Below are 20535 nucleotides of genomic sequence, written 5' to 3' on the forward strand. Positions count from 1 at the left end.
CTCCCAATAATTATTTATTTGGTGGCAAGTAATTTTCATCGATTGTTAATATTCGAACATTTTTATTGTACCTTTTTAAATAAGTAAGTTTTTGATCCATCTACTATCCATCTCCCATTTTTCATTGTTTATTAAAGTCGTTAATCTGTTTTTGTATCTTTCTTTCAAGTTCTTTTTCTTTAACCAGCATTTATTTGAGCTAACCGATTCTGCTTTATTTAGATTTTTATACGTTCCTATGTCACCTTCTCTTGGTAACAGTTTTTTGAAGCTACTTTTTTTACAATATTACCTGTTCCCTTAGCAACACACCTTTCCAAGTTCGAGGTTCTACTCTGCATACTGAATACCCTCCTGACAGGCCACAAGAACTTCTTTTTACACTTTCATTAATTCATACTTCTCCCCCTTTAATGAAGAGTTATTATCACAATATTTCGCTAGTTTATTTTTAATTATATAATACTACCAATATATATTAGACTTAATTCATAAAAATAATTAAATGTATAAAAAAGCACTTGTTGCCTCAAATAGACAATCAAGTGCTTTAAGTTTCATCTGTTTTTAAGCAGCATAAATTTGTAAGTTTTGTAGTAACAGTATGACACCGTTTATATGTGGTAACAACTACTACGTTAAAACTTACGAGTTTGTACGAGTTCGTTAGTTTAGTATACATTCCGTGTGTTTATATTCATCACTCAGTAAAATGTCATCTCGCCAAAGCTCGTACTTCTTTTTCTTTTCTATCATTGTACATAGTACTCCATGATGGTACAACCATCATGGAGTTTATTCTTCAAAATAGCCATTTCTTTTTCTACCCACTTCTCATATATGCTTATGCATGTTTACGTTAAACCACTATAAACTTTTATCATATATGGTATTGCACTCAATTTTTTGTATCTTCAAGATTTTTAAGATGCTTTTCTAAGTATTTTTTCCCTGAATTACTTTTAGGCATAAGACCAAGATGTTCATATTCCCAAATAATCATTCTCTCGTGGGAATTTTCATCTGAAAGGTCATCATAATTAAAGTCAATATTAAACTTTCCTGTATTATCAAAAATCATAGTGAAATTTGTCCAAGCTTCTTGATCATTATCAATAAACTCTTTCTTCATTCTCTTAATACAATCTAACAAACGATGCCACTTCTTAAAATATTCTTCTTCTGGGACATTAAAGAGTTCAACAATACTATGACTGTAAATAGGAGTACTATTCTCTTCAGGATAGTAATAAAAATATGACTCTTGAGCACCTTCCCCAACCTCACCATACAGGTAAACCTTAAACCACTTCTCTGGAATTGTATCAATTACAACCTCTGCTATTTCATTGTATAACTTGCTTAATTTTTCATCATTCATCTAGTTTTCCTCCTGGTACATTATCAAAATTCTTCAATCTCCATCTATCTTCATCACCAATTTTATATCTAATAACAAAACTGTCTGGACGTTTTGAATTCCCGCTATAATTCGGCGTTATTTTCACCCTAACTTTATCACCATCATTAAGAGCATTAGCCCATTCATTCTCTAGTTTTTTCCATTCTCCTCTGTTTAAGTTACTATTCATTGGAACTAAATTATCCATATTACCAGAGCCTTTAAATATAGTTGCAATTAAATGTCCGCCGTCATCATCATCCAAACGATCATTCCCACCTACCACTCTCTGAGCGTAGTTATTCCGCTTACCATCACCTAATTGAAGGCTACCCTCGCAACTTGCAACACACCCTTGACTATCTGTTGTATATGTATATCCTTCTTTACTTGTTCAACATTTGGCTTTAATATCTTTTTACGTTTTTCCCTAGCATATTGTTCTCCATAGTTTACTTTTACAGGCCCTTCACCCGTACCCTTAACCCCACCACTCTCCAAATTCGAGACCCTACTCTGAATACTCGCCTTTGAGGCATCATGGGCTTCTTGGAATTTTCCGCTATAGTTCGTTCCAGTTCTAACGACACTTCCATCTGGCAGTATTTCTACACTTTTAACGAATGGGGATACGGAGTCCGCACCTTTCGCTAATGTATTTTCAATTATATAATACCAGTAATTTGGGTTAGCCTTAATTCACAAAAATAATTTTTATAGATTTATAGCATGCCTACCTATTAAAAAAGCACTTATTGCCTTTCGTAGACAATCAAGTGCTTTAAATTCATCTGTTTTTAAGCAGCATAAATTTATAAGTATTTTAGTAAAAGTATGACACCTTATATGTATCGTGACAAGTACATTAAAACTTACGAGCTTGTACGAGTTCATTAGTTTCAGGTTCATTTTAAGTGGTATATATTCGTAGCCAAATAAAACCTCATCTCACCTAAGCTCGTACTTTGTTTTCTGTTCTTTCATTGCACTCCATGATGATACAACCATCATTAGTCTGTACTTTTTAACAGCCCATTTTAAATAGCGACATCTTGATAACCTACTTCATCTACCCTTTCATTTATAAGACGAATTCCTAAACCATTTTCCTCATCCCATGAACAATCAAACGAGATCCCTACATCACGTCCATCACGAAGGAAATCATACGGAACAGAAATACCTACTAATGTTATATGTTCTATTAATTGATCAACTGTTTCAATTAATGGATAATCTTCATTAAATGCAACATCATAACCAAGCTCATGCCTTTTTTGTTTATAATAATTTAAAATTGGTTGTAATATGTTATGTTGGATTTTCTCCCAATTATCCATTAATGAATTGTATGCCACATATTGACCTTCATCAAATTTACCATCATCTTCTCCTCCAATTAATAATGCTATCTCCGTGTCCTTTCCTAAAAACTTTATGGTTCTGCATCCTACCCATGTATACTGATAATCAAGTTCTCCAAAAATTTTATCATTTATTGTCATTTTATAATCTCCTTATTATTTATTTGCAAATCCTCCAGGTTCAAAAGCTCCTGCGTTTATTTCACCAACTCCACCAAGGTGTCCAAATTTGGCGTTTATTTCTGTTGGCACAAGTTGTATAGTAACTCCATCATTTAACTCATGCCATGTTAATTTATTTTTCACTCGGTATTTTTCTATATCTTTTGTCGTAATTCCACCAGCTTCCATTCCAAATTGGTTTGCCAATTCTGGTGAATTATTAAGCTGAGCTGCTAACCTTTCATTTGCTTGCTTAAAATTATAATCTCTAGCAGTATTTCCTTTAGCCCCTTTTCCACCTAGCATATAATCGATTTCCAACTGTGCCTTTGCTACTGGTGAAAAATCAGGAACTCCATTTTTATACTCAATTCCATTAATACCAGCTTCATTTAAGATTTTCTGTAACGTAGGATCTGGTGGTGGTTTTAGGGTACATAAAGACTCACCTCTAACCCCTTCAAAAACGACATTTGAATTCGTTTCTGCGAGTGTTTGCTTAAATCTCGATTCATATGTACTGGCAAATTCCTCTTGCTTGAAGGCTGGTGGAACTTCAGCCTCTCTATTACCCGTACCCTTAGCAAGTTGATAAGCGTCATCCTTAGCTGCCGTACTTGCCTTTAAAAACTTTCCAGCTACTTCTCCAACAGTTGAAGATTCTACATAAGGAATCTTCACTCCTATTCCAGTATCCACCGTCCTAACTGCTACTGGAATAGGAGTATTTTTCATAGCATCTAGTGCATTTTTTAAATTCTTATTTTCCTTAAGCGATTGTACCACATTATTTCTACGCTAAAACGCAAAAAAGCACTCGTTGCCTTTAATTGACAATCAAGTGCTTTAAGTTCATATGTTTTTAAGTAGCATAAATTTGTAAGTTTTGTAGTAACAATATATCTATTTTGTTTTCTGTCCACTTCAAATATATTTTGCTATAGATTTATCAGTATTTATGTTTTTATAGCTGTACAGTAAAATACACTTAAAACAAGCATAATTGTATAAACTACCCCTTTAAAGCTAATATTTCTTCTCTATTATAGTCAATCATTGCTAAAAAGTACTCGTCAAAGTTCTCAAATCTATCTATTTCTTCGCCCGCAAACCAAATAATCTCTCCTGGTCTAGAAGAAGAAGGTAGACATAAAACAAATAAATCCCTATCAAATTTCGAAACTGCAATTGGTAGTAGCTCATGTCTTAAAACACCACTACCCTCTAAAACAACATCATCTATAGCTTTTAATAGCATCTGAGCATAATCCATTATAGAAGATTCCTTTAATTGCTCCGTACCAAATAAATCCACCGTTTGATAAAAACCTGCCCAACCATTGGCATATTGAAAAAAATCTCGATACATTGAATCAAGTTTATATCCCAATTCTTGTTCAATAGTGCAAATAGATTTTTCATTTGCTCCCACCTCTGGAAAATGGTGTGGCCATATTTTTTCTACATCTTGTTTCATTAGCTCCTGCTTCACTAAAATCATTGTAGCTATCTTATCTTTCCAATTATTCACCGTCTACTCCTCCTCTACAAACTTAAATTTTGTAGGTTTATAACCAATTGGATATTTATTAGCCTGTCCACCTATGCTCATATTAACTTCTGGGTCAAGGTCTAACCAACTATGAGGATCCGGTTTCCCCATCCAAGTTGTATCGGGAACATGACCAACATGTCCCTTGTATGCTTCTCCATTATCGGTAGCACGCTTGCCTTCTAGTCTTGCCGCACGTGAAGCTTCTTGTCTTAATTTACCTTTAGTTGATACTCTTCCTGTTGGTGATAAAGCACCCGCTTCTAAAGCTTTATCACCAACATAAGCCTTAACTTGTGCTATCTGTTCATCTGTCGCTCCTGGTGGTGCTTTGACTTCAACAGGTCCCCCAGTTTTACCCGTACCTTAGCCACACTACCTTCCTTACTAACTCCTGAACCACCACTACCCTTAGCAAGTTGATAAGCATCATCCTTAGCTGCCGTACTTGCCTTTGAAAACTTTCCGGCTACTTCTCCAACAGTTGAAGATTCTATATAAGGAAGCTTCATTCCTATTCCAGTATCCACCGTCCTAACTTCTACTGGAATAGGAGTATTTTTCATAGCATCTAGTGTATTTTTTAAAGCCTTATTTTCCTTAAGCAATTGTACCACATTATTTCTACGTTAAAACGCAAAAAAGCACTTGTTTCCTTTATTTTACAATCAAGTACTTTAGTTCATATGTTTTTAAGTAGCATAAATTTGTAAGTTTTATAGTAACAATATGACACTTTTTATACTTCATAACAAATACTACATTAAAACTTACGAGTTTGTACGAGTTCGTTAGTTTCATAAACATTCCATGTGTTTATATTCATCTCCCAGTAAAATGTCATCTCGCCTAGGCTCGTACTTTTTTTCTATTCTATCATTGCACATAGTACTCCATGATGGTATTACCTTCATGAAGTACGTATTTTCAAATACCTTATTATTTTTAAGTCAAATGCAAATATACTTCAGTATTCGTTTCTGTATATGTGCTTATGCACATTTAATTTTAACATCACAAGCTTAGTCGTTCTCATAAATAAAAACAGTTAGTTTTATTTTCCTCTCTCTTCAATGTCCTGTATTATTACCTAATCAATACCATCTTCCAACTCATTTTCAAGTTCTTCTAACAACTTAAACCCTTCTTGTTCAATACCAGCATCATATCCATAAACTTCAAAATATCTTTTCTTATATTTTGTATACCAATAATATTTACTGTACAATATGGTATTTTTATCTTCTTTTCCCACTAAATCTATTACATTATTAGTAAAGAACTCATAATAACTTAAAAATCTCTTTAATTTTTCATCACTAATATCCTTTCTAACGACTAAGTTATCTTTTTCTAGTTCAATCATTTTCTTCAATTCTAATTCACTTATTATTTTCATAGTGCTACCCCTTTCTATTCTGGATAATACTTCACTTCTATATCAATATCCATTTTCTTAAATAACCTTTTTAGTTGTTCTACAGCTTTTTCTTCAGATACTAACCATTCAACTTTATATTCCGCTACTTTAGCAGCATCAATCTGTCTTAATGCTTCTTGAATCACCTTATCTTGTGCAAACTTAGGCATTTCTTCTACATGATAAAATGATTTCTGTTTAATTATTAATTTACCATCTTGAACTACATCTCCAACTAAATTTTCAAATTGTACAAATCCACCCTTAGGATGTGGTAAATAGAAACTTCCATCACTTGGGTTTATCTTTAACTCAAATTCATCAACTCTTGGATTTTTTTTGAGGTATTCTTTTTCCCCAATATCCCTTCCCATATGGCCTTGCTTCTATATCATTGATTCCCCATTTTATTTTAGTTGTGTACTTAGAATTACTCGTACCCTTAACCCCACCACTCTCCAAATTCGAGATCCTACTCTGAATACTCGCCTTTGAGGCATCATGGGCTTCTTGGAATTTCCCGCTATAGTTCGTTCCAGTTCTAACGACACTTCCATTTGGCAGTATTTCTACACCTTTAACGAATGGGGATACGGAGTCCGCACCTTTTGCTAATGTATTTTCAATTATATAATAATAGTAATTTTCATTAGCCTGAATTCATAAAAAATAATTTCTAAAAATTTATAGCATGCTTACCTATTAAAAAAGCACTTGTTGCCTTTCGTAGACAATCAAGTGCTTTAAATTCATCTGTTTTTAAGCAGCATAAATTTGTAAGTTTTGTAGTAACAGTATGACACCTTTTAGATGGTAACAAGTAATACATTAATACTTACGAGGTCATTATTATTATGTCCTTTCCATGTCTTTTCAATAAAATATCATCTCACCTAATTCTCACGCTTTTCTTTCTAATACAGTTGTAAAAATAAAAAATTCAATAGCCACTACGTTCTCCTAACGTTGCCATTGAATTCCTTTACTAAGCATGTACCTTTGTCAACGTGCAAGTAACCAACAAAATAGGCACATTTCTCAATTTATTTTCTATCTTTATTTTCTATCTCTATTATCACCCCTCCCAAATCCAAAACATTTTTATTATTTCGAATTCAGGAGGTGGAAAGTTTAAATGCATTTGTAGTAACACATGGTGTTATTAAAATTGTACGTGGCCAAAAATAGCACATTCTAGGTGGTTATGCAATCTTGATATTAACTTATAAAAAAATCTTGATCGGATTCAAGGGTGAAGGCATACAACCTTAGGCCTATCTATAATATTTGATACACCTTTCTTGAAAAGGAATTCTATCATCAAGCAACACCTCTTCTTGCAGGATTTTTGTTATATTCTCTATTTTCCCAATGAATAATGCATAAAAGTCGCCCGAATTTGGATATAAAAACAGACCAAATCCCTTTGGTGACAGTATTTTGTTGGCCATCTTGATCTTATCGGGTAAAAATTCATAATTAAATGCTTCTAATCTCTCAAGTTCTTCTTGTGTTGCTAATTCAATTTGGTGGGCAAATTCGTAATCAAGAATAAAATTGACAATTTCTTGGTATTGCTCACCTTTATAGTCAACGTATAAAAACTGTTTCGTTGTCAATCCATATTTTAATAGGTCTTCATGTAAGTCATAACTTCCTTGTTCCTTCAAAAATGTTTCCAAATCCTTGCTATCAGGAAATATAATCTGCGCTATCCCTTGATCAGGCATCTTAGCTTCCTCCCTTTTATTGAAATAATTCTCCATGCTTGTTAGGAATATATTCCGGATAGTTTTCACGATAAAATTGATCAATCATCTGAAGTACGGGATCCCATTCAGGATATGACTCATGTTCCCCAAATACCATTCTAGCTTCTGAAGTATTCATCAGAAAATTATCGATTTGAGTAGGTACTGGCAACCCTAGTTGTTTCCTTACATGGATTAAAAATAATATTTCAAAAGGATAAAATCCGTATCTGAAATCACCAAATTCACCTAGCTGTCCGATTTCAGAAGCTAACGCAGAATGATACTGAGACATTATCGAAATTAGATATTCTATTTCTTCTAAGTCACGAGTCGACCAACGTCCTAACACTTCATCATATATATTTAGGTCTTCAGGGATTAAATCGCATCGCAGTTCAGCTTCTTTAAACTTATTTTTCACGACTAGATGCAATTTTTCATTTGTCCCCATGATGGTTTTATTTCTATACTGCGAGTATAGCTCTAGCAAAAACCAAATATGTCTATTCTCTTCATTAGCATCTATTAAATGTCCACCGAAGTGATGAACCATAAAATCATATAATATATTTTCTTCTTTCTCCCATCCATACATTGCAAAATGAACTAATGTGAGGACGACTTCTCTAAACGTATACCCCAAAATCATCTTTGGATATCTGATTTTATAAAGATCTTGTCCCATGCACTGGTAAAATAAGACTTTCTGCATGTTCTTTAATCCTTCTACATTGTTTCCACCGCTTATCAATACATCGTTTTTCCATAGTGACAAGTGATATGAGAAAATTTTGCTTAAATTTATTAGTAGGATGTGATCTTTCTCTGTTTCATTTTGCTCAACGATTTTCTCAATCTTTCTTCTACTGACATTATATTTATCTTTCACATCTTCAAATTTGATTCCATCCACAAAATTTTTGCTATATTTTTTAAAAGCCATTTCTAACTTTTTTTGGTTTATCATTGTATCCTCCCTATGAATTAATCTATTTCCTTCCATTCCTTTACCTGTAACTCATCAACGCCGAATCCAATATCAGTGATCTTTATATCTGTTTCAACTCTAATAAAATCGAATTGTAGATCCGGACGCTCCTCCATCAGATTCTCTAAGTTATCTCTAAAATTAGCATACCTAGGATCATCGCTGTTAACCATGTCTTGAAAATAAGTATCTCCACCCTTTTTCTGTTTATCCGAGTAACTAAAACTAGCGGAATCTGATGCCTTTGATTCAATAATAGTTAACTTTGGCGGCGGCCCTTTCGATAGGAATGCTGCATCTATACCATTTCTCCCCACTTGGAACAGATCGGAAACATCTTTACCTAAATCACCTTTATCCTGAGAAAAATTTTTAGAATTATCGATTTTTCTTTCATACTCCTTTGCAACCTTCAAGTCATAATGATCACTAATAACATCTTTTGTATCCAACTTGTTGGCCAATTTATTTTTTTCTCGCGTTAATCTTTTGACTTCTTTGTCATTTCCCTCTATTTTCAATCTATTTATTTCTTTATCTAACTCTTTAATTTCTTTTGAGATATTGTCTGAAATGTTACTGCCATAACCAACTTTCCCCGTACCCTTAACCCCATCACTCTCCAAATTCGAGATCCTACTCTGAATACTCGCTTTTTAGGCATCATGGGCTTCTTGGAATTTCCCGCTATAGTTCGTTCCAGTTCTAGCGACACTTCCATCTGGCAGTATTTCTACACCTTTAACGAATAGGGATACGGAGTCCATGTGCAGTGATAATCAAGTTGTTTAATTTTGTGTCTAGAAATGCAATACCCTTCTGCCTGTTAATTTGGTACGAGGTTATTAAAGTTGTTTAAAAATAAGTTTTATTTGTTGCACTTTTTCATTTAAGTGAATAATAAAAGTGTTTAATTTCTGGATAGCTAATAATTAATAATCACCCCTTTAATATTCAATCCCAAACATTAAAAATTACTTCACCGATATTTTCTGATCGCCAATATTTAGCATCTTTTAATTCTTCTTCTGTTAAGTTGTGTTCCCTAGGTATAAAAGGCTTTTCTAAATAAGCTTTCGACAAAACTTGATAGTACGCTTCAAATTCACTTTCTAATATGGGCATATCAATAAAACTAAAAATAATTTTTCCTTCTACATTTTTATCCGCAAAAGCTAAGAAAGGATAAAACTCATGCAATAAAATAATAAATTCCTTATCGTCTATTATCACTATCACTTCAAAAAAATTTTTGGGATAGTGTGGTTGTATCCATTCTACTATTTTGAATTTACATGTCCTCAATACATCATAAAATATTCTCTTTGTTTCATTTTCATTATGGGAATTTAAATGTATTGCTTTCAAACCTGTAATATGTGGCGGTATTTTCACTCCCAAAACCTCATTCCCTTTTATTAACTAACCACAGATATCGAAACATTATTCCTTTTATTATACGAGAAACTCAAAAGATGGTATTAAATTTCAATTCTGTACGATTTTTTAAACAACTTTATTATTCGTGGTCAGTCCACACCTTTGGCTAATATATTTTCAATTATATAATAATAGTGATTTTCATTAGCCTGAATTCATAAAAAATATTTTCTAAAAATTTATAGCATGCCTATCTAATAAAAAAGCACTTGTTGCCTTTCGTAGACAATCAAGTGCTTTAAGTTCATATGTTTTTAAGTAGCATAAATTTGTAAGATTTATAAGATCTGTAAGTTTTGTATTAACAGTACGACACCTTTTACATGCCATGACAACTACTAAGTTAAAATTGACGAGTTTGTACGGGTTCTTAGTTTAATATACTTTCCATGTGATTATGTTCATCACCCAGTAAAATGTCATCTCACCTAAGCTCGTACTTCGTTTTTTCGACGTACAATGAATTAGAGAATCTATTCAAAGTTGTATAAACTCTACCTACTAAATTAGGATTTTTTTGTTTATATAAAAACTTTGCAACAGAACCTTTAAACTAAACTTCAAATCCAATTACTATCCATTCATCAACAATGTCCCAAAAATTCATATTATATCTAGGCTCTTTATTCGTCCACCATAAAGTCGCATTATCATTATTAGAATTCTTATAATCTACTGCAACATAACCACCCATACCACTTTTAAAGAAACCAAAAGTAGTTTGTAAATCAATTTGTAAAGGTTCTTCTAACTCCTCAATAATACCCCATTCATCATCATCAAAAAAAGTTACATTTTCTAAAGGAACTAACCCCATAGATTGACTCGCATAAAAATAGAAACCATTATGAACAGTTCGATAAAAATTTCGTATTGTTGAAGGAATCTTATCCCAAGATTTTTCTAATTCTTCATTATTAAACTCATCTTTGGGATTTCCCCCCTCATAATATAGAATTTCCCCATTATCTGTTTTAATAGTGTATAAAATTGAATATCTACCATTTGTGTTCATAAGCTCTACTTCTTCAAGGTGCCTAGACAAATAAGAAATAGTGTTTCTTAATTCCACTCCTACTTGCTCTTTCCATATCGATAAAATACTCTCAACTCTCTTGTCTACGTTTTCTTCTTGAAACAATTCACACCATGAATTTGGTATTTTCTCACAATCAAGTTTATTAATCCCATGGCATGATATAAGTTGTGCATTTCTTTTATATTTTCTTAAAAAACCAAGTTTTTGTTCCATAATGCTATGTCATCTCCTTTATTTATCTATATCCTTTTTTATTTCCTTTCAACAAAATCATCAATTTGTTTTTGTAAATTCATTTCTAATTCTTTTTCCTTCTTTATCATCTCTTCTCTAAACTTAGGATTAACTTCAATTTTTTCTTTCTTATAAATTGTCCAATCAGAATAAGATTTAGCCCCCTTAGATTTATTGGCTGCTTCACTTAAACCTAAAAAATTCTCTTCATTATTTAAAACCTTAAGTTGTTGTTCTTTTGTTAGTTTATCAAAATTCTCCATCTTTGCTATATTTTTCATTGATACGATATGATCAGCTTGAAGTCTATCTGTAATATACTTACCAGGTATAGCAGGGTCAGGCGTTCCATCTCTTAATTCATCATATAATTCCTTTGAGATTCTTCTTTCCCCGTATCGAGGCTGTGTTCCAATATCACCCGTACCCTTATTTAAAACCAAAAGCGATAATTGTGTTACCAATTATCGCTTACTAAGTCAAACCATTTTATGTACTATAAAGTAACAATTATTTTATTATCTACGATAGTTCTAAAATTGGTGTAATTTCTCATCATATTATTACCATATGCACTAACTGCTTCATTACCACACACCATACTTTCATAGTTACCTTTAAATTCTTTTTTTATTGACTCTTCCAAACTGTCATAGTATCTTTTGATAGCTTCCTCTGCCAATTCACGCGACCCGTGCGTTAATATAAAATTAATATCTACCATATAACCCTTTTGAGGATAAAAACCCCTTTCAACAACCTCTTTTACAAAGTTGTTCAAATCATTCGTACACCTTTCTACAATTGGCATAAATACACTATTTAACCAATTAGTGAATTCGTTAACTGTCCTCTCCCACTCTTCCTCATTTGCTATGTTCCAATATAACTGACCGCTTGGTACATTGCACTGACGTGTATTAATATGAAATATTTTATCTTTAGATTTTAAAGGAAGAATTGCGCATTCACCATAAAATACTACATTTTTATCAGATATATTATTCCAACTTGTATAAAAGAGTACCTTATAAATGAAATTTTTATCTTTTTTCCTCATCCAATGACCAGACTTCGAATATTTCCAGCCATTATCTAAATACTTTTCAGATATTAGATTACATACGCATTCAAATGCTTTATTAGCTTTCACATTACCCCTCCAATAATTCCATGCAATTTCCAATTATTTTATATTTACATCATTTAATACAGTTCCAACTAATTCTCCATATGAAAAATCAACTTCATCAAAACAAGTTTCAAAGCAACTACTTATATTTACCTTTGCATATTTCATATTGGCTTTTGAGAAATTAGCTTCACCAAATCTACAATCTGCAATATGTATTTCCTCTAAATTACAGCTCCTGAAATCAGCCAACTCAAAATCACAATCAAAAAAAGATGCTCTCATTAGTGAAGAAGCTCTTAAATGGACTTGTTTTGCCATGATACCCTCTGCCATCACCTCTGACAAATCTGAAAAAGTAAGATCTAAATCACTCATATCTAGTCTATCTATAACCTCATCATTGTATTGAGATCTATTTAATATTTCCATGACTCTTATTCTATCATTACCATTCTCATTCATTATTACGATCTCCTTTCATTTAGCTTTTCAGATAGTCCTTCCAAGCAATATTTGGAGAATAAGTTACACCCATTTGATCTTCATCAAAACTTGGTATAGCCATTACTTGTGCTGGTTCCAAATACTTCATTACTTGTAGCCAATTATCAAGTAATGTATCACTATCACTCCCTAATGGATTATTTAAAATATCAATACAAAGCCCACCCCAATCTAGCTCAGATACCACAGCTGGACTATTTTGTAATAATTCCTTATCAAACATTTCTAAAATATGACCACTAAAGTATGTTCTAGCGCCTATCCCTAAGGGACCGTTAGGAAGAAACCTAACCGGTATTGGCTGGGAAGATATTTCCATCCACATCTGTAAACGTTCACGGTCGGTATTCCACGGATATGATAAAGGCCAAAAAATTTGAGTTACTCCGTAACTTGGTTTCGCAGCTTCTGCGATTTGATCAGATAACTCAAAAAAAGCAGACCATAATTTTTTAGGTATTGATTTATGAAACTCAAACTCTAAAAATGAACGATGGCTCCAGTTAACTTGAAAACGTCCTGTGTAGTTCACAGATTTATCACGATACAGGTAAACTTCTGATACTATACGCTCTGAAACTACTTTTTCCAGGATTTCCTGACGATTATATTCTACTCGTACCATTTCACTGTTACCCCAATGAGTAGGAGCAAATTTTTCATTTGACTCAAACACATCCAAAAGACGACCTAATACTTCTTCTTCGTTAAAAGATACTGTAGGATACATTGTAATTGAGAAAAAATCAGGTTTCATGTATATCCTCCTTAATACTAAAAAATATAGTCACATAATAATTTTTATTCATAGTTTTTTCCATCGACCTCCACCAGGTAAACGTGAATTGCCCTCCCATTTATGAGTCACTTTTCCACTACTTGGGTCAGTATAGTAAATCCCACTCTTTTCTCCTAAAGGCCCACTTGGTCTTGGTTTAGGAGGAATCCCATTCAAATCAGGTTTATCACTTGATATTATCACAATATGATTTCCACTTTTATCTTCGAGCATCTCTCTTTCAGCTCGCATTTGGCTGTCATTATGAATAACGTGTTCTTTGTCACTTATTTTGTGTTTGTGATCATGAACTAAATCGATTTCATCCTTAGCATTACGACCTATACTATCTGGACGCGTAAGATGCCCTTCACTGGATGTATACGTAACAACCTTGCCAGAGTTATTGTCCTCTAATGTACGATTTAGGTGTTCTCCCAAAGCTTTTCTTCCTTTTATTTCTTCTTCTCTTCCACGCTCTTGACTTTTCTTTAAATTTTCACGCTTAACATCCCACTCTTTACGTTCTAAAGGCTCTTTTGTTTCTTCACAATGACGATTATACCTAATGTTATCTGCTTCCTTATAATCCCCCCGTGCTTTGGCTTCATCTATTTTTATTCGATAGTATTTTTCTCTTTCCGGGGTTAGTTTAATTTTGTTTGGGTTTGCGTTACTACCACCACTACCCTTAGCAAGTTGATAAGCGTCATCCTTAGCTGTCGTACTTGCCTTTGAAAACTTTCCAGCTACTTCTCCAACAGTTGAAGATTCTATATAAGGAAGCTTCATTCCTATTCCAGTATCCACCGTCCTAACTGCTACTGGAATAAGAGTATTTTTCATAGCATCTAGTGCATTCTTTAAAGTCTTATTTTCCTTAAGCGATTGTACCACATTATTTCTACGCTAAAACACAAAAAAGCACTTGTTGCCTCAAATAGACAATCAAGTGCTTTAAGTTCATATGTTTTTAAGTAGCATAAATTTGTAAGATTTATAAGATCTGTAAGTTTTGTATTAACAGTACGACACCTTTTACATGCCATGACAACTACTACGTTAAAACTTACGAGTTTGTACAAGTTCGTTAGTTTAATGTACATTCCATGTGTTTATATTCACCGCCATATAAAATGTCATTTCGCCTAAGCTCGTACTTCGTTTTCTATTCTATCATTGCACACAGTACTCCATGATGGTACAACCATCATGGAGTATCTATTTTCAAACACCCTATTATTTTTTCTATCCACTTCACATAAACTTTATTTTTCATTCATCATTATATTTTTTAATCGTGTAATTTACTTAAAAAATCAGTAAATGTATCTGCAATGTAAAATACATTTTCTCTTGCACGTTCTTCCACTTGTTCTTCTGTTAATCCTTCTTCTCGCATCAACATTTCTTTTTCACCAGCATTTTCATGTTCCCAAAATACCACAACAGGGTTATTTTTGTCATTTTTATAGTCAAAACATATTAAATTTCCCGCTGGGTCAAAAGCAAAAGGAACTAATTCTGCCGGTAGTGTATCCTTGTAATCATCAAATACTTCTATAATATTTTCATCATCATCCATATCGTAACTTAATAACGTTCCAAAAACCTTTCTTTTCCCTTCAACTTCAAACACCTCTGGACTAACATGCGCTCCATTATTCTTCATCACACATTCTATATAATCTAAAGGAAAATTAATGTTCAATTCCTGTTCAACATTCTTTACATCTTCTCGTATAATAGGTTCATCTGGTGATCTCCATTGTACCTTACTCATCTGATTCCATCCCCCCATAATGCATTTCCACCTAAATGGTTAACTTTATGCGTTTTAGACACTACTAACTGCATTTTACCAGGTACTTGATGATGATGCCAAGTCAATCCTTTTATTCTAGCTTCCTCATTATAAATATCCCGGAGCTGTTTCTCTGTAAAGATTTCCTTTGGTATATCTCCCTTCTCTATTGCTTCTTTTAATGCCTTTGTACAGAACTTAAACTGTTTATCATCAGATGCTATAAACATCCCTTTATCCAACTTTGTTTGAAACTTAACAGCATCTCCTTTAAAAATAGGAAATCCTAGTACATCGTAGTCTACACCTTTCACATGTGTACCTCCCGCTAATGATTTATTTAAAATATTATTTTTAGGTGAGGCATTCAAATATTCATCAACATAACCTACCACTTCTTTAAACTCTTCAACACTATCATACCCAAATTCTTTGATGGTAGTATCATCTACTTGTTTTAAGAAATCTTCAACACTATCATATCCCTTAGGAACAATTGATCTATTAATCAAGTTCCCGTCTTTATCGTAATTATTTTTAATTACTTCGTCAATTTCAGATCTATGAACAGCGTTACCCGTACCCTTAACCCCACCACTCTCCAAATTCGAGATCTTACTCTGAATACTCGCCTTTGAGGCATCATGGGCTTCTTGGAATTTCCCGCTATAATTCGTTCCAGATCTAACGACACTTCCATCTGGCAGTATTTCTACACCTTTAAAGAATGGGGATACGGAGTCCGCACCTTTTGCTAATGTATTTTCAATTATATAATAATAGTAATTTTCATTAGCCTGAATTCATAAAAAATAATTTCTAAAAATTTATAGCATGTCTATCTATTAAAAAAGCACTTGTTGCCTTTCGTAGACAATCAAGTGCTTTAAATTTATATGTTTTTAAGTAGTATTTAATTTGTAAGTTTTTTAGTAACAGTTCGACAGCCTTTACATGTTGTGACAAATACTAGGTAAAACTTACAAGTTTATATAAATGCATTCTACTTATATTTATTGCTTAATAAATATAGAATACACTATTTTATCCTTCCATTAACTTCTTCCTCATTTTATGTGTTTCTAAATCTGCTAATCTAACAGGAATAGGTAAACGACTTTCATTATTAATACAGTTCATAACAATTTCAGTACTTGTATCTAAATCAATCCAGTTCCCACAAGAAACAAAAATAGGTTTAACATTTTTGGTCGTTCTTAAAGTTCGACCATAGACTTCATTATTTATTACAATATCAGTGTAAGACCCTTTTAGATTCTCTGGCATAATAAAATCTACATCTCGAATTTTAAGATAACTTTTTGCTACACCAATAGTTGGTTTATTTAGAAGAAAGGAAGCATGAGTAGCAATACCCATGTGACGATAATGTAAATATCCATTACCATCAAAAATATATATATCTGGTTGCTTTGTTAGCTTTTTAACTGCCTCTATTATTAAAGGTAACTCTCTAAATGCAAGGAAACCTGGAATATAAGGGATTGGTATTTCTCCATAACTGTATACTTTTTCGACAACTTCCTTTGTACCATAATCAATGATTACAATACAACATGTACCATACTTAGTTTTATTCACATCCCAATAAGCCAAATCTACCCCTGCGATAAATTGTATCTCTTCTATTTGAAAATTATTTTCTAATTTAATTCTAGGTGATAATTCACTTTGGATTTTTGAAAACTCTTGTATTAATTTCTTTTCATCAAAATTATTCATTATCATCACAATCAGATAATCGGGTAATTAGTCTTAATTCCTCTTTTGTTGGAGCAACTTTTTGCCTAATTATATTCCCTTGTTTATCCCATTCAGTATATTTTAAACAAACGCCAAACTTAAACGTTCCTTCATATTTGAGTTCTTCGCTTTCATACCAAATTTTTCTTATACCTCTTGTTTGTCCTTTTATCATGTAATCTATAGATTTAACTTTCCCATTATGGTGAAATTTAACATAATTACCTTCTTTAAAACCATTCTTATAATAACAGTAATACGCTAGATTCCCATTTTCATATAACTCATAAGCTAATCCAGTAAAAGGTTTTCCACCTTCATCTTCTGGGTTATCCAGCACTTCATCGCTGTAAGAGGTAAACCATAGTTCCTCATCAAAATCTATACCCTGTTCTAATACATATTCTTTACTTAATACATCCATCTTATTTTCCAATTTTTCTCACCTCTGAACTAAATTCAAATCCTTCAGTAATAAAATTACAATGTGGACAGGTTGGCATCATCATACCAGCCGGTTTCAATTTCTTACCAGATCTTACGACGTGGGTAATAAAATCTGTTGGCTGTGCGTTGGGATTCGCAAGTAATGCCTCATTCAAGGAGTATACCTCTGCGTGGGAACCTGCTCCATACGTAAATTTATAACCATCTCTAACACTACTAGGCATGTTCTCTATCCGATCCCTAATAATTGGGTGCAATGTAACTGGAATATCACCGTCAGTATTGTTAATTCCAAAATAATATTTTCCAGTATTTTTATCAAATGTTCCTGCAACCGCTGGACCCATTTCGTTTTTTGTTAGCCCTAATGTATTTAATCTTTCAACCTCTTTTTCTACAGCACCACGCAAATTAATTCTATGATTTAATTCTTGTGGAGTAAATCGACCATATTTATTACGCAAGTATTCTATTCTACTTAATTTTTCACTACTATTAGAAACTTCACCCGTACCCTTAGCAAGTTGATAAGCGTCATCCTTAGCTGCCGTACTTGCATTTGAAAACTTTCCAGCTACTTCTCCAACAGTTGAAGATTCTACATAAGGAATCTTCACTCCTATTCCAGTATCCACCATCCTAACTGCTACTGGAATAGGAGTATTTTTCATAGCATCTAGTGCATTTTTTAAAGTCTTATTTTCCTTAAGCGATTGTACCACATTTTTACCCAAATTTGGATTAAAACCAGGCATTCCTTCTTTGAATTTTAATAATTTGGCTAAATCAGCTAATTCACTCGTCCCTTTGAATGCTTTTACTCCTTTTCCTACTGCTCCAACAACTGGGATTGCGTCTAATCCACCAAAAATGATGTTTCCTACCCGCTCTTCTTGGCTCAATTTCCTATGTGTTCCCCAGTCTTCTCCGTCGATACCGCTTTTTATTTGTACACCTCCGTATACTACTGCGGCAGCGGCCCCAAGTGGTGGACAAAGGATTGTTGTGATGATGATTCCTACGCCTATTCCTATGTCTCGCACCATTTCTAGTTTTTTCTGTTCATCTTCTATCGATTTGTATTCAAATCCTCGTGTGGATGGGACTACTTTCTTGTATTCTTCATAATTTAATTTTGCATCTGGATTTTGTTTTTTTAGTTCTTTGTACTCCCCTCTCAGTACGTTATCAAATGCAGGTGAATCTTTAAAAATATCTTCTACTGTTATTTTATCTTTCTTCTTCTGTATTGTTTGTGGTACACTCCCGTAGCCTGCATGCGCACCTGGTAATACTGTCGTTGTTGTAGAGCCAATTCGGTTATTTGTTTCGAAACTGAGAATAGATGTATCTCTCATTTTTTGAGCGAATTTATCCATTTCTACTAAAAAAGGTTTATCTATATGTTCAGAGACTATTCGCCCTACTTCTCCGCAATATTTTTGTAATGTCGTATAACTATCAAGTAATTCCCCGATTTTTTGCGATTGATCTTTAGGATTAAAATGTATACTACCATCCGAGTCTAAATCTCGTATTCTTCCATCAATTCTTTTTAATGACTCATTTGCTTCCCGTAATTTCATGAGTGCATCTTTTGTAATTCGATTCATACCTTCTCCCATGTTTTGCCATGGTTCAGGTCTATATTTCACATCCATCTCGTTTTCATCCCCCAGCCGTATGGTGATTTCTACAACTTACTTAATATTTCACGTAATTGTTCGTCCTTTTCAAGCATTTCTACACATACATTTCCTACAACTTTCGCCGACCTCAAATAGTGTTCAGACAATTCAAGTGTTTTGTGTAATATATCAGGATATTTTTCAATTACTCTCATCGCTTCACCTTTTTGATAAAAATCACAGCTTAATAAACTCTCAATATTCGTTCCAATGACGTCTAAATGGATTTTATATATATTTTCTAATTTCATTACTATATCAAGTAGTTCTTGAAAATTAACTAATACTTCTTCTCCACCACCAGAACCACCATCTCCCATTGATACTTGCATTATTCAATACCTCCTAACGAAAATTGTCTCGGGTCAATTAACTTTTTATATGGCATTTTTAACACGTCATACAATTTCTTATTTACAGCATAGAGACTCACCCAGTCATATCGATTACGTTCTACATCAATTTGAACGAAATCTTCTCCTTCAGTGAAATATAAGAAACATTCCCATTTTCCTCCTCTATTACTTCGAGGCCTCGTATACGTTTCTATCGCTATAACATCTTTATTTGATAAATCTTTTTCCTCAAATGTTTGTTGTTCTTCTTCTGTCATTCTCTTTGAGAAAAATGTATCTTCTATTTCCCTTGGTTCTCTCAATAAGAAAGGGATGCGTGTTAATAATGAAAAATATACGTCTGGCTTTGGTATGTAGTCGATCTCGTATTTTTTATTTGGCTCTATTTCCGTTAATACAGCCACTCGATCTTTATCCTCTTTTAAAAAGCCAATTAATACATTATTCATTCTCGTGTATTCATGACAATTTTCATATTCCTTTAATAGTTCAATTATTTGAAAAGCTGCAGGGGTAATTCCATTTTCACTTATAAGTAGGCCTTTTTCTTTTAAACTCGTAGTTGCTTTCGTGACACATTCTGCATCAAGTAAAATAATTACGTCACGGTTTGGCAATCCAAATATATCGGTAACCCCAGCTGCACCTGCGAGAACATATAATTCAGCAGGTGCAAAACTCATTTCTTTCCCCATTCTTTTATC

General features: G+C 33.1%; 23 protein-coding genes and 5 pseudogenes. All 28 read right to left on the reverse strand.

The genetic code is table 11. From position 1 onward, the window contains the following. Positions 1-898 precede the first annotated feature (898 nt). Positions 899-1381 carry an antitoxin YezG family protein gene (locus ACX9TM_RS16495; RefSeq protein WP_016124897.1) on the reverse strand — a complete coding sequence of 161 codons (483 nt, stop codon included), beginning with the start codon at positions 1379-1381 and terminating at the stop codon, positions 899-901. Then, positions 1374-2071: pseudogene (locus tag ACX9TM_RS16500) on the reverse strand (DNA/RNA non-specific endonuclease). Before ACX9TM_RS16500 ends, ACX9TM_RS16495 begins: the two are co-directional and overlap by 8 nt. 368 nt (positions 2072-2439) lie before the next feature. Further along, entirely contained in the window at positions 2440-2907 is a 468-nt protein-coding gene (locus ACX9TM_RS16505; RefSeq protein WP_089603457.1) for a DUF6985 domain-containing protein, read from the reverse strand. A gap of 15 nt (positions 2908-2922) precedes the next feature. Further along, the gene (locus ACX9TM_RS16510; RefSeq protein WP_072769957.1) at positions 2923-3714 is read right to left on the reverse strand and encodes an HNH endonuclease; all 792 of its coding nucleotides are present in this window, start codon (positions 3712-3714) and stop codon (positions 2923-2925) included. Continuing rightward, the gene (locus tag ACX9TM_RS16515) at positions 3681-3860 is read right to left on the reverse strand and encodes a hypothetical protein (protein ID WP_370685259.1); all 180 of its coding nucleotides are present in this window, start codon (positions 3858-3860) and stop codon (positions 3681-3683) included. Before ACX9TM_RS16515 ends, ACX9TM_RS16510 begins: the two co-directional genes overlap by 34 nt. 80 nt (positions 3861-3940) lie before the next feature. Then, positions 3941-4459: an SMI1/KNR4 family protein gene (locus tag ACX9TM_RS16520; protein ID WP_065382265.1), complete on the reverse strand. Its 519-nt coding sequence runs from the start codon at positions 4457-4459 to the stop codon at positions 3941-3943. Between the two features lie 428 nt (positions 4460-4887). Beyond that, positions 4888-5100, reverse strand: a pseudogene (locus tag ACX9TM_RS16525) (hypothetical protein); the annotation flags it as partial. A 470-nt stretch (positions 5101-5570) separates the two neighbouring features. Further along, on the reverse strand, positions 5571-5879 hold the full coding sequence (locus tag ACX9TM_RS16530) for a hypothetical protein (protein WP_065382264.1): 309 nt from the start codon (positions 5877-5879) through the stop codon (positions 5571-5573). Between the two features lie 14 nt (positions 5880-5893). After that, positions 5894-6274: a hypothetical protein gene (locus tag ACX9TM_RS16535; RefSeq protein WP_065382263.1), complete on the reverse strand. Its 381-nt coding sequence runs from the start codon at positions 6272-6274 to the stop codon at positions 5894-5896. A gap of 55 nt (positions 6275-6329) precedes the next feature. After that, positions 6330-6560 (reverse strand): annotated as a pseudogene (locus ACX9TM_RS16540) (DNA/RNA non-specific endonuclease); the annotation flags it as partial. A 614-nt stretch (positions 6561-7174) separates the two neighbouring features. Further along, complete coding sequence (locus ACX9TM_RS16545; RefSeq protein WP_001113308.1) at positions 7175-7630, reverse strand: hypothetical protein; 456 nt, start codon at positions 7628-7630, stop codon at positions 7175-7177. A 16-nt stretch (positions 7631-7646) separates the two neighbouring features. After that, positions 7647-8621 (reverse strand): hypothetical protein, encoded by a 975-nt coding sequence (locus ACX9TM_RS16550; protein ID WP_000609922.1) that lies wholly within the window; start codon positions 8619-8621, stop codon positions 7647-7649. Between the two features lie 17 nt (positions 8622-8638). Then, entirely contained in the window at positions 8639-9163 is a 525-nt protein-coding gene (locus ACX9TM_RS16555) for a hypothetical protein (protein ID WP_236783525.1), read from the reverse strand. Between the two features lie 71 nt (positions 9164-9234). After that, positions 9235-9409, reverse strand: a pseudogene (locus ACX9TM_RS16560) (HNH endonuclease); the annotation flags it as partial. A 187-nt stretch (positions 9410-9596) separates the two neighbouring features. Continuing rightward, positions 9597-10037 carry a hypothetical protein gene (locus ACX9TM_RS16565; protein ID WP_059304301.1) on the reverse strand — a complete coding sequence of 147 codons (441 nt, stop codon included), beginning with the start codon at positions 10035-10037 and terminating at the stop codon, positions 9597-9599. Positions 10038-10635: 598 nt separating this feature from the next. Then, entirely contained in the window at positions 10636-11334 is a 699-nt protein-coding gene (locus tag ACX9TM_RS16570) for an SMI1/KNR4 family protein (RefSeq protein WP_016124901.1), read from the reverse strand. A 38-nt stretch (positions 11335-11372) separates the two neighbouring features. After that, the gene (locus ACX9TM_RS16575; protein WP_224742191.1) at positions 11373-11819 is read right to left on the reverse strand and encodes a hypothetical protein; all 447 of its coding nucleotides are present in this window, start codon (positions 11817-11819) and stop codon (positions 11373-11375) included. Positions 11820-11851: 32 nt separating this feature from the next. Further along, entirely contained in the window at positions 11852-12508 is a 657-nt protein-coding gene (locus ACX9TM_RS16580) for a hypothetical protein (protein ID WP_065382261.1), read from the reverse strand. Between the two features lie 36 nt (positions 12509-12544). Continuing rightward, positions 12545-12952, reverse strand: a pseudogene (locus ACX9TM_RS16585) (pentapeptide repeat-containing protein); the annotation flags it as partial. Positions 12953-12971: 19 nt separating this feature from the next. Next, a complete protein-coding gene (locus tag ACX9TM_RS16590; RefSeq protein WP_016124905.1) occupies positions 12972-13751 on the reverse strand; it encodes a hypothetical protein in 780 nt (259 codons plus the stop codon). 48 nt (positions 13752-13799) lie between these two features. Further along, positions 13800-14669, reverse strand: a complete 870-nt coding sequence (locus ACX9TM_RS16595; protein ID WP_224742190.1) for an ADP-ribosyltransferase — start codon at positions 14667-14669, stop codon at positions 13800-13802. Positions 14670-15066: 397 nt separating this feature from the next. Beyond that, complete coding sequence (locus tag ACX9TM_RS16600) at positions 15067-15555, reverse strand: SMI1/KNR4 family protein (protein ID WP_000049179.1); 489 nt, start codon at positions 15553-15555, stop codon at positions 15067-15069. Next, positions 15552-16379: an HNH endonuclease gene (locus ACX9TM_RS16605; RefSeq protein ID WP_072769954.1), complete on the reverse strand. Its 828-nt coding sequence runs from the start codon at positions 16377-16379 to the stop codon at positions 15552-15554. The genes ACX9TM_RS16600 and ACX9TM_RS16605 overlap by 4 nt, the downstream gene beginning before the upstream one ends. A 241-nt stretch (positions 16380-16620) precedes the next feature. After that, positions 16621-17319, reverse strand: a complete 699-nt coding sequence (locus tag ACX9TM_RS16610) for an endonuclease V (protein WP_033690210.1) — start codon at positions 17317-17319, stop codon at positions 16621-16623. Then, positions 17312-17764, reverse strand: coding sequence for a toxin-antitoxin system YwqK family antitoxin (locus ACX9TM_RS16615; protein ID WP_063220681.1), 453 nt, complete (start codon positions 17762-17764; stop codon positions 17312-17314). Before ACX9TM_RS16615 ends, ACX9TM_RS16610 begins: the two co-directional genes overlap by 8 nt. A 1-nt stretch (position 17765) precedes the next feature. Continuing rightward, entirely contained in the window at positions 17766-19448 is a 1683-nt protein-coding gene (locus ACX9TM_RS16620; protein WP_063220617.1) for a YwqJ-related putative deaminase, read from the reverse strand. A gap of 32 nt (positions 19449-19480) precedes the next feature. Continuing rightward, positions 19481-19807, reverse strand: coding sequence for a hypothetical protein (locus ACX9TM_RS16625; protein WP_059303594.1), 327 nt, complete (start codon positions 19805-19807; stop codon positions 19481-19483). After that, positions 19807-20526, reverse strand: a complete 720-nt coding sequence (locus ACX9TM_RS16630) for a DUF5081 family protein (RefSeq protein WP_065382103.1) — start codon at positions 20524-20526, stop codon at positions 19807-19809. Before ACX9TM_RS16630 ends, ACX9TM_RS16625 begins: the two co-directional genes overlap by 1 nt. Between the last annotated feature and the right edge of the window lie 9 nt (positions 20527-20535).

It is taken from the genome of Bacillus sp. LH1 (genome assembly GCF_057924895.1).

Excerpts from the sequence above, each read along its gene's own strand:
- ACX9TM_RS16495 (WP_016124897.1), bottom strand. The coding sequence starts at position 1,381 with ATGAATGATGAAAAATTAAGCAAGTTATACAATGAAATAGCAGAGGTT.
- ACX9TM_RS16505 (WP_089603457.1), bottom strand. The coding sequence starts at position 2,907 with ATGACAATAAATGATAAAATTTTTGGAGAACTTGATTATCAGTATACA.
- ACX9TM_RS16530 (WP_065382264.1), bottom strand. The coding sequence starts at position 5,879 with ATGAAAATAATAAGTGAATTAGAATTGAAGAAAATGATTGAACTAGAA.
- ACX9TM_RS16535 (WP_065382263.1), bottom strand. The coding sequence starts at position 6,274 with ATGGGAAGGGATATTGGGGAAAAAGAATACCTCAAAAAAAATCCAAGA.
- ACX9TM_RS16545 (WP_001113308.1), bottom strand. The coding sequence starts at position 7,630 with ATGCCTGATCAAGGGATAGCGCAGATTATATTTCCTGATAGCAAGGAT.
- ACX9TM_RS16550 (WP_000609922.1), bottom strand. The coding sequence starts at position 8,621 with ATGATAAACCAAAAAAAGTTAGAAATGGCTTTTAAAAAATATAGCAAA.
- ACX9TM_RS16570 (WP_016124901.1), bottom strand. The coding sequence starts at position 11,334 with ATGGAACAAAAACTTGGTTTTTTAAGAAAATATAAAAGAAATGCACAA.
- ACX9TM_RS16590 (WP_016124905.1), bottom strand. The coding sequence starts at position 13,751 with ATGAAACCTGATTTTTTCTCAATTACAATGTATCCTACAGTATCTTTT.
- ACX9TM_RS16600 (WP_000049179.1), bottom strand. The coding sequence starts at position 15,555 with ATGAGTAAGGTACAATGGAGATCACCAGATGAACCTATTATACGAGAA.
- ACX9TM_RS16610 (WP_033690210.1), bottom strand. The coding sequence starts at position 17,319 with ATGAATAATTTTGATGAAAAGAAATTAATACAAGAGTTTTCAAAAATC.
- ACX9TM_RS16615 (WP_063220681.1), bottom strand. The coding sequence starts at position 17,764 with ATGGATGTATTAAGTAAAGAATATGTATTAGAACAGGGTATAGATTTT.
- ACX9TM_RS16620 (WP_063220617.1), bottom strand. The coding sequence starts at position 19,448 with ATGGATGTGAAATATAGACCTGAACCATGGCAAAACATGGGAGAAGGT.
- ACX9TM_RS16625 (WP_059303594.1), bottom strand. The coding sequence starts at position 19,807 with ATGCAAGTATCAATGGGAGATGGTGGTTCTGGTGGTGGAGAAGAAGTA.
- ACX9TM_RS16630 (WP_065382103.1), bottom strand. The coding sequence starts at position 20,526 with ATGGGGAAAGAAATGAGTTTTGCACCTGCTGAATTATATGTTCTCGCA.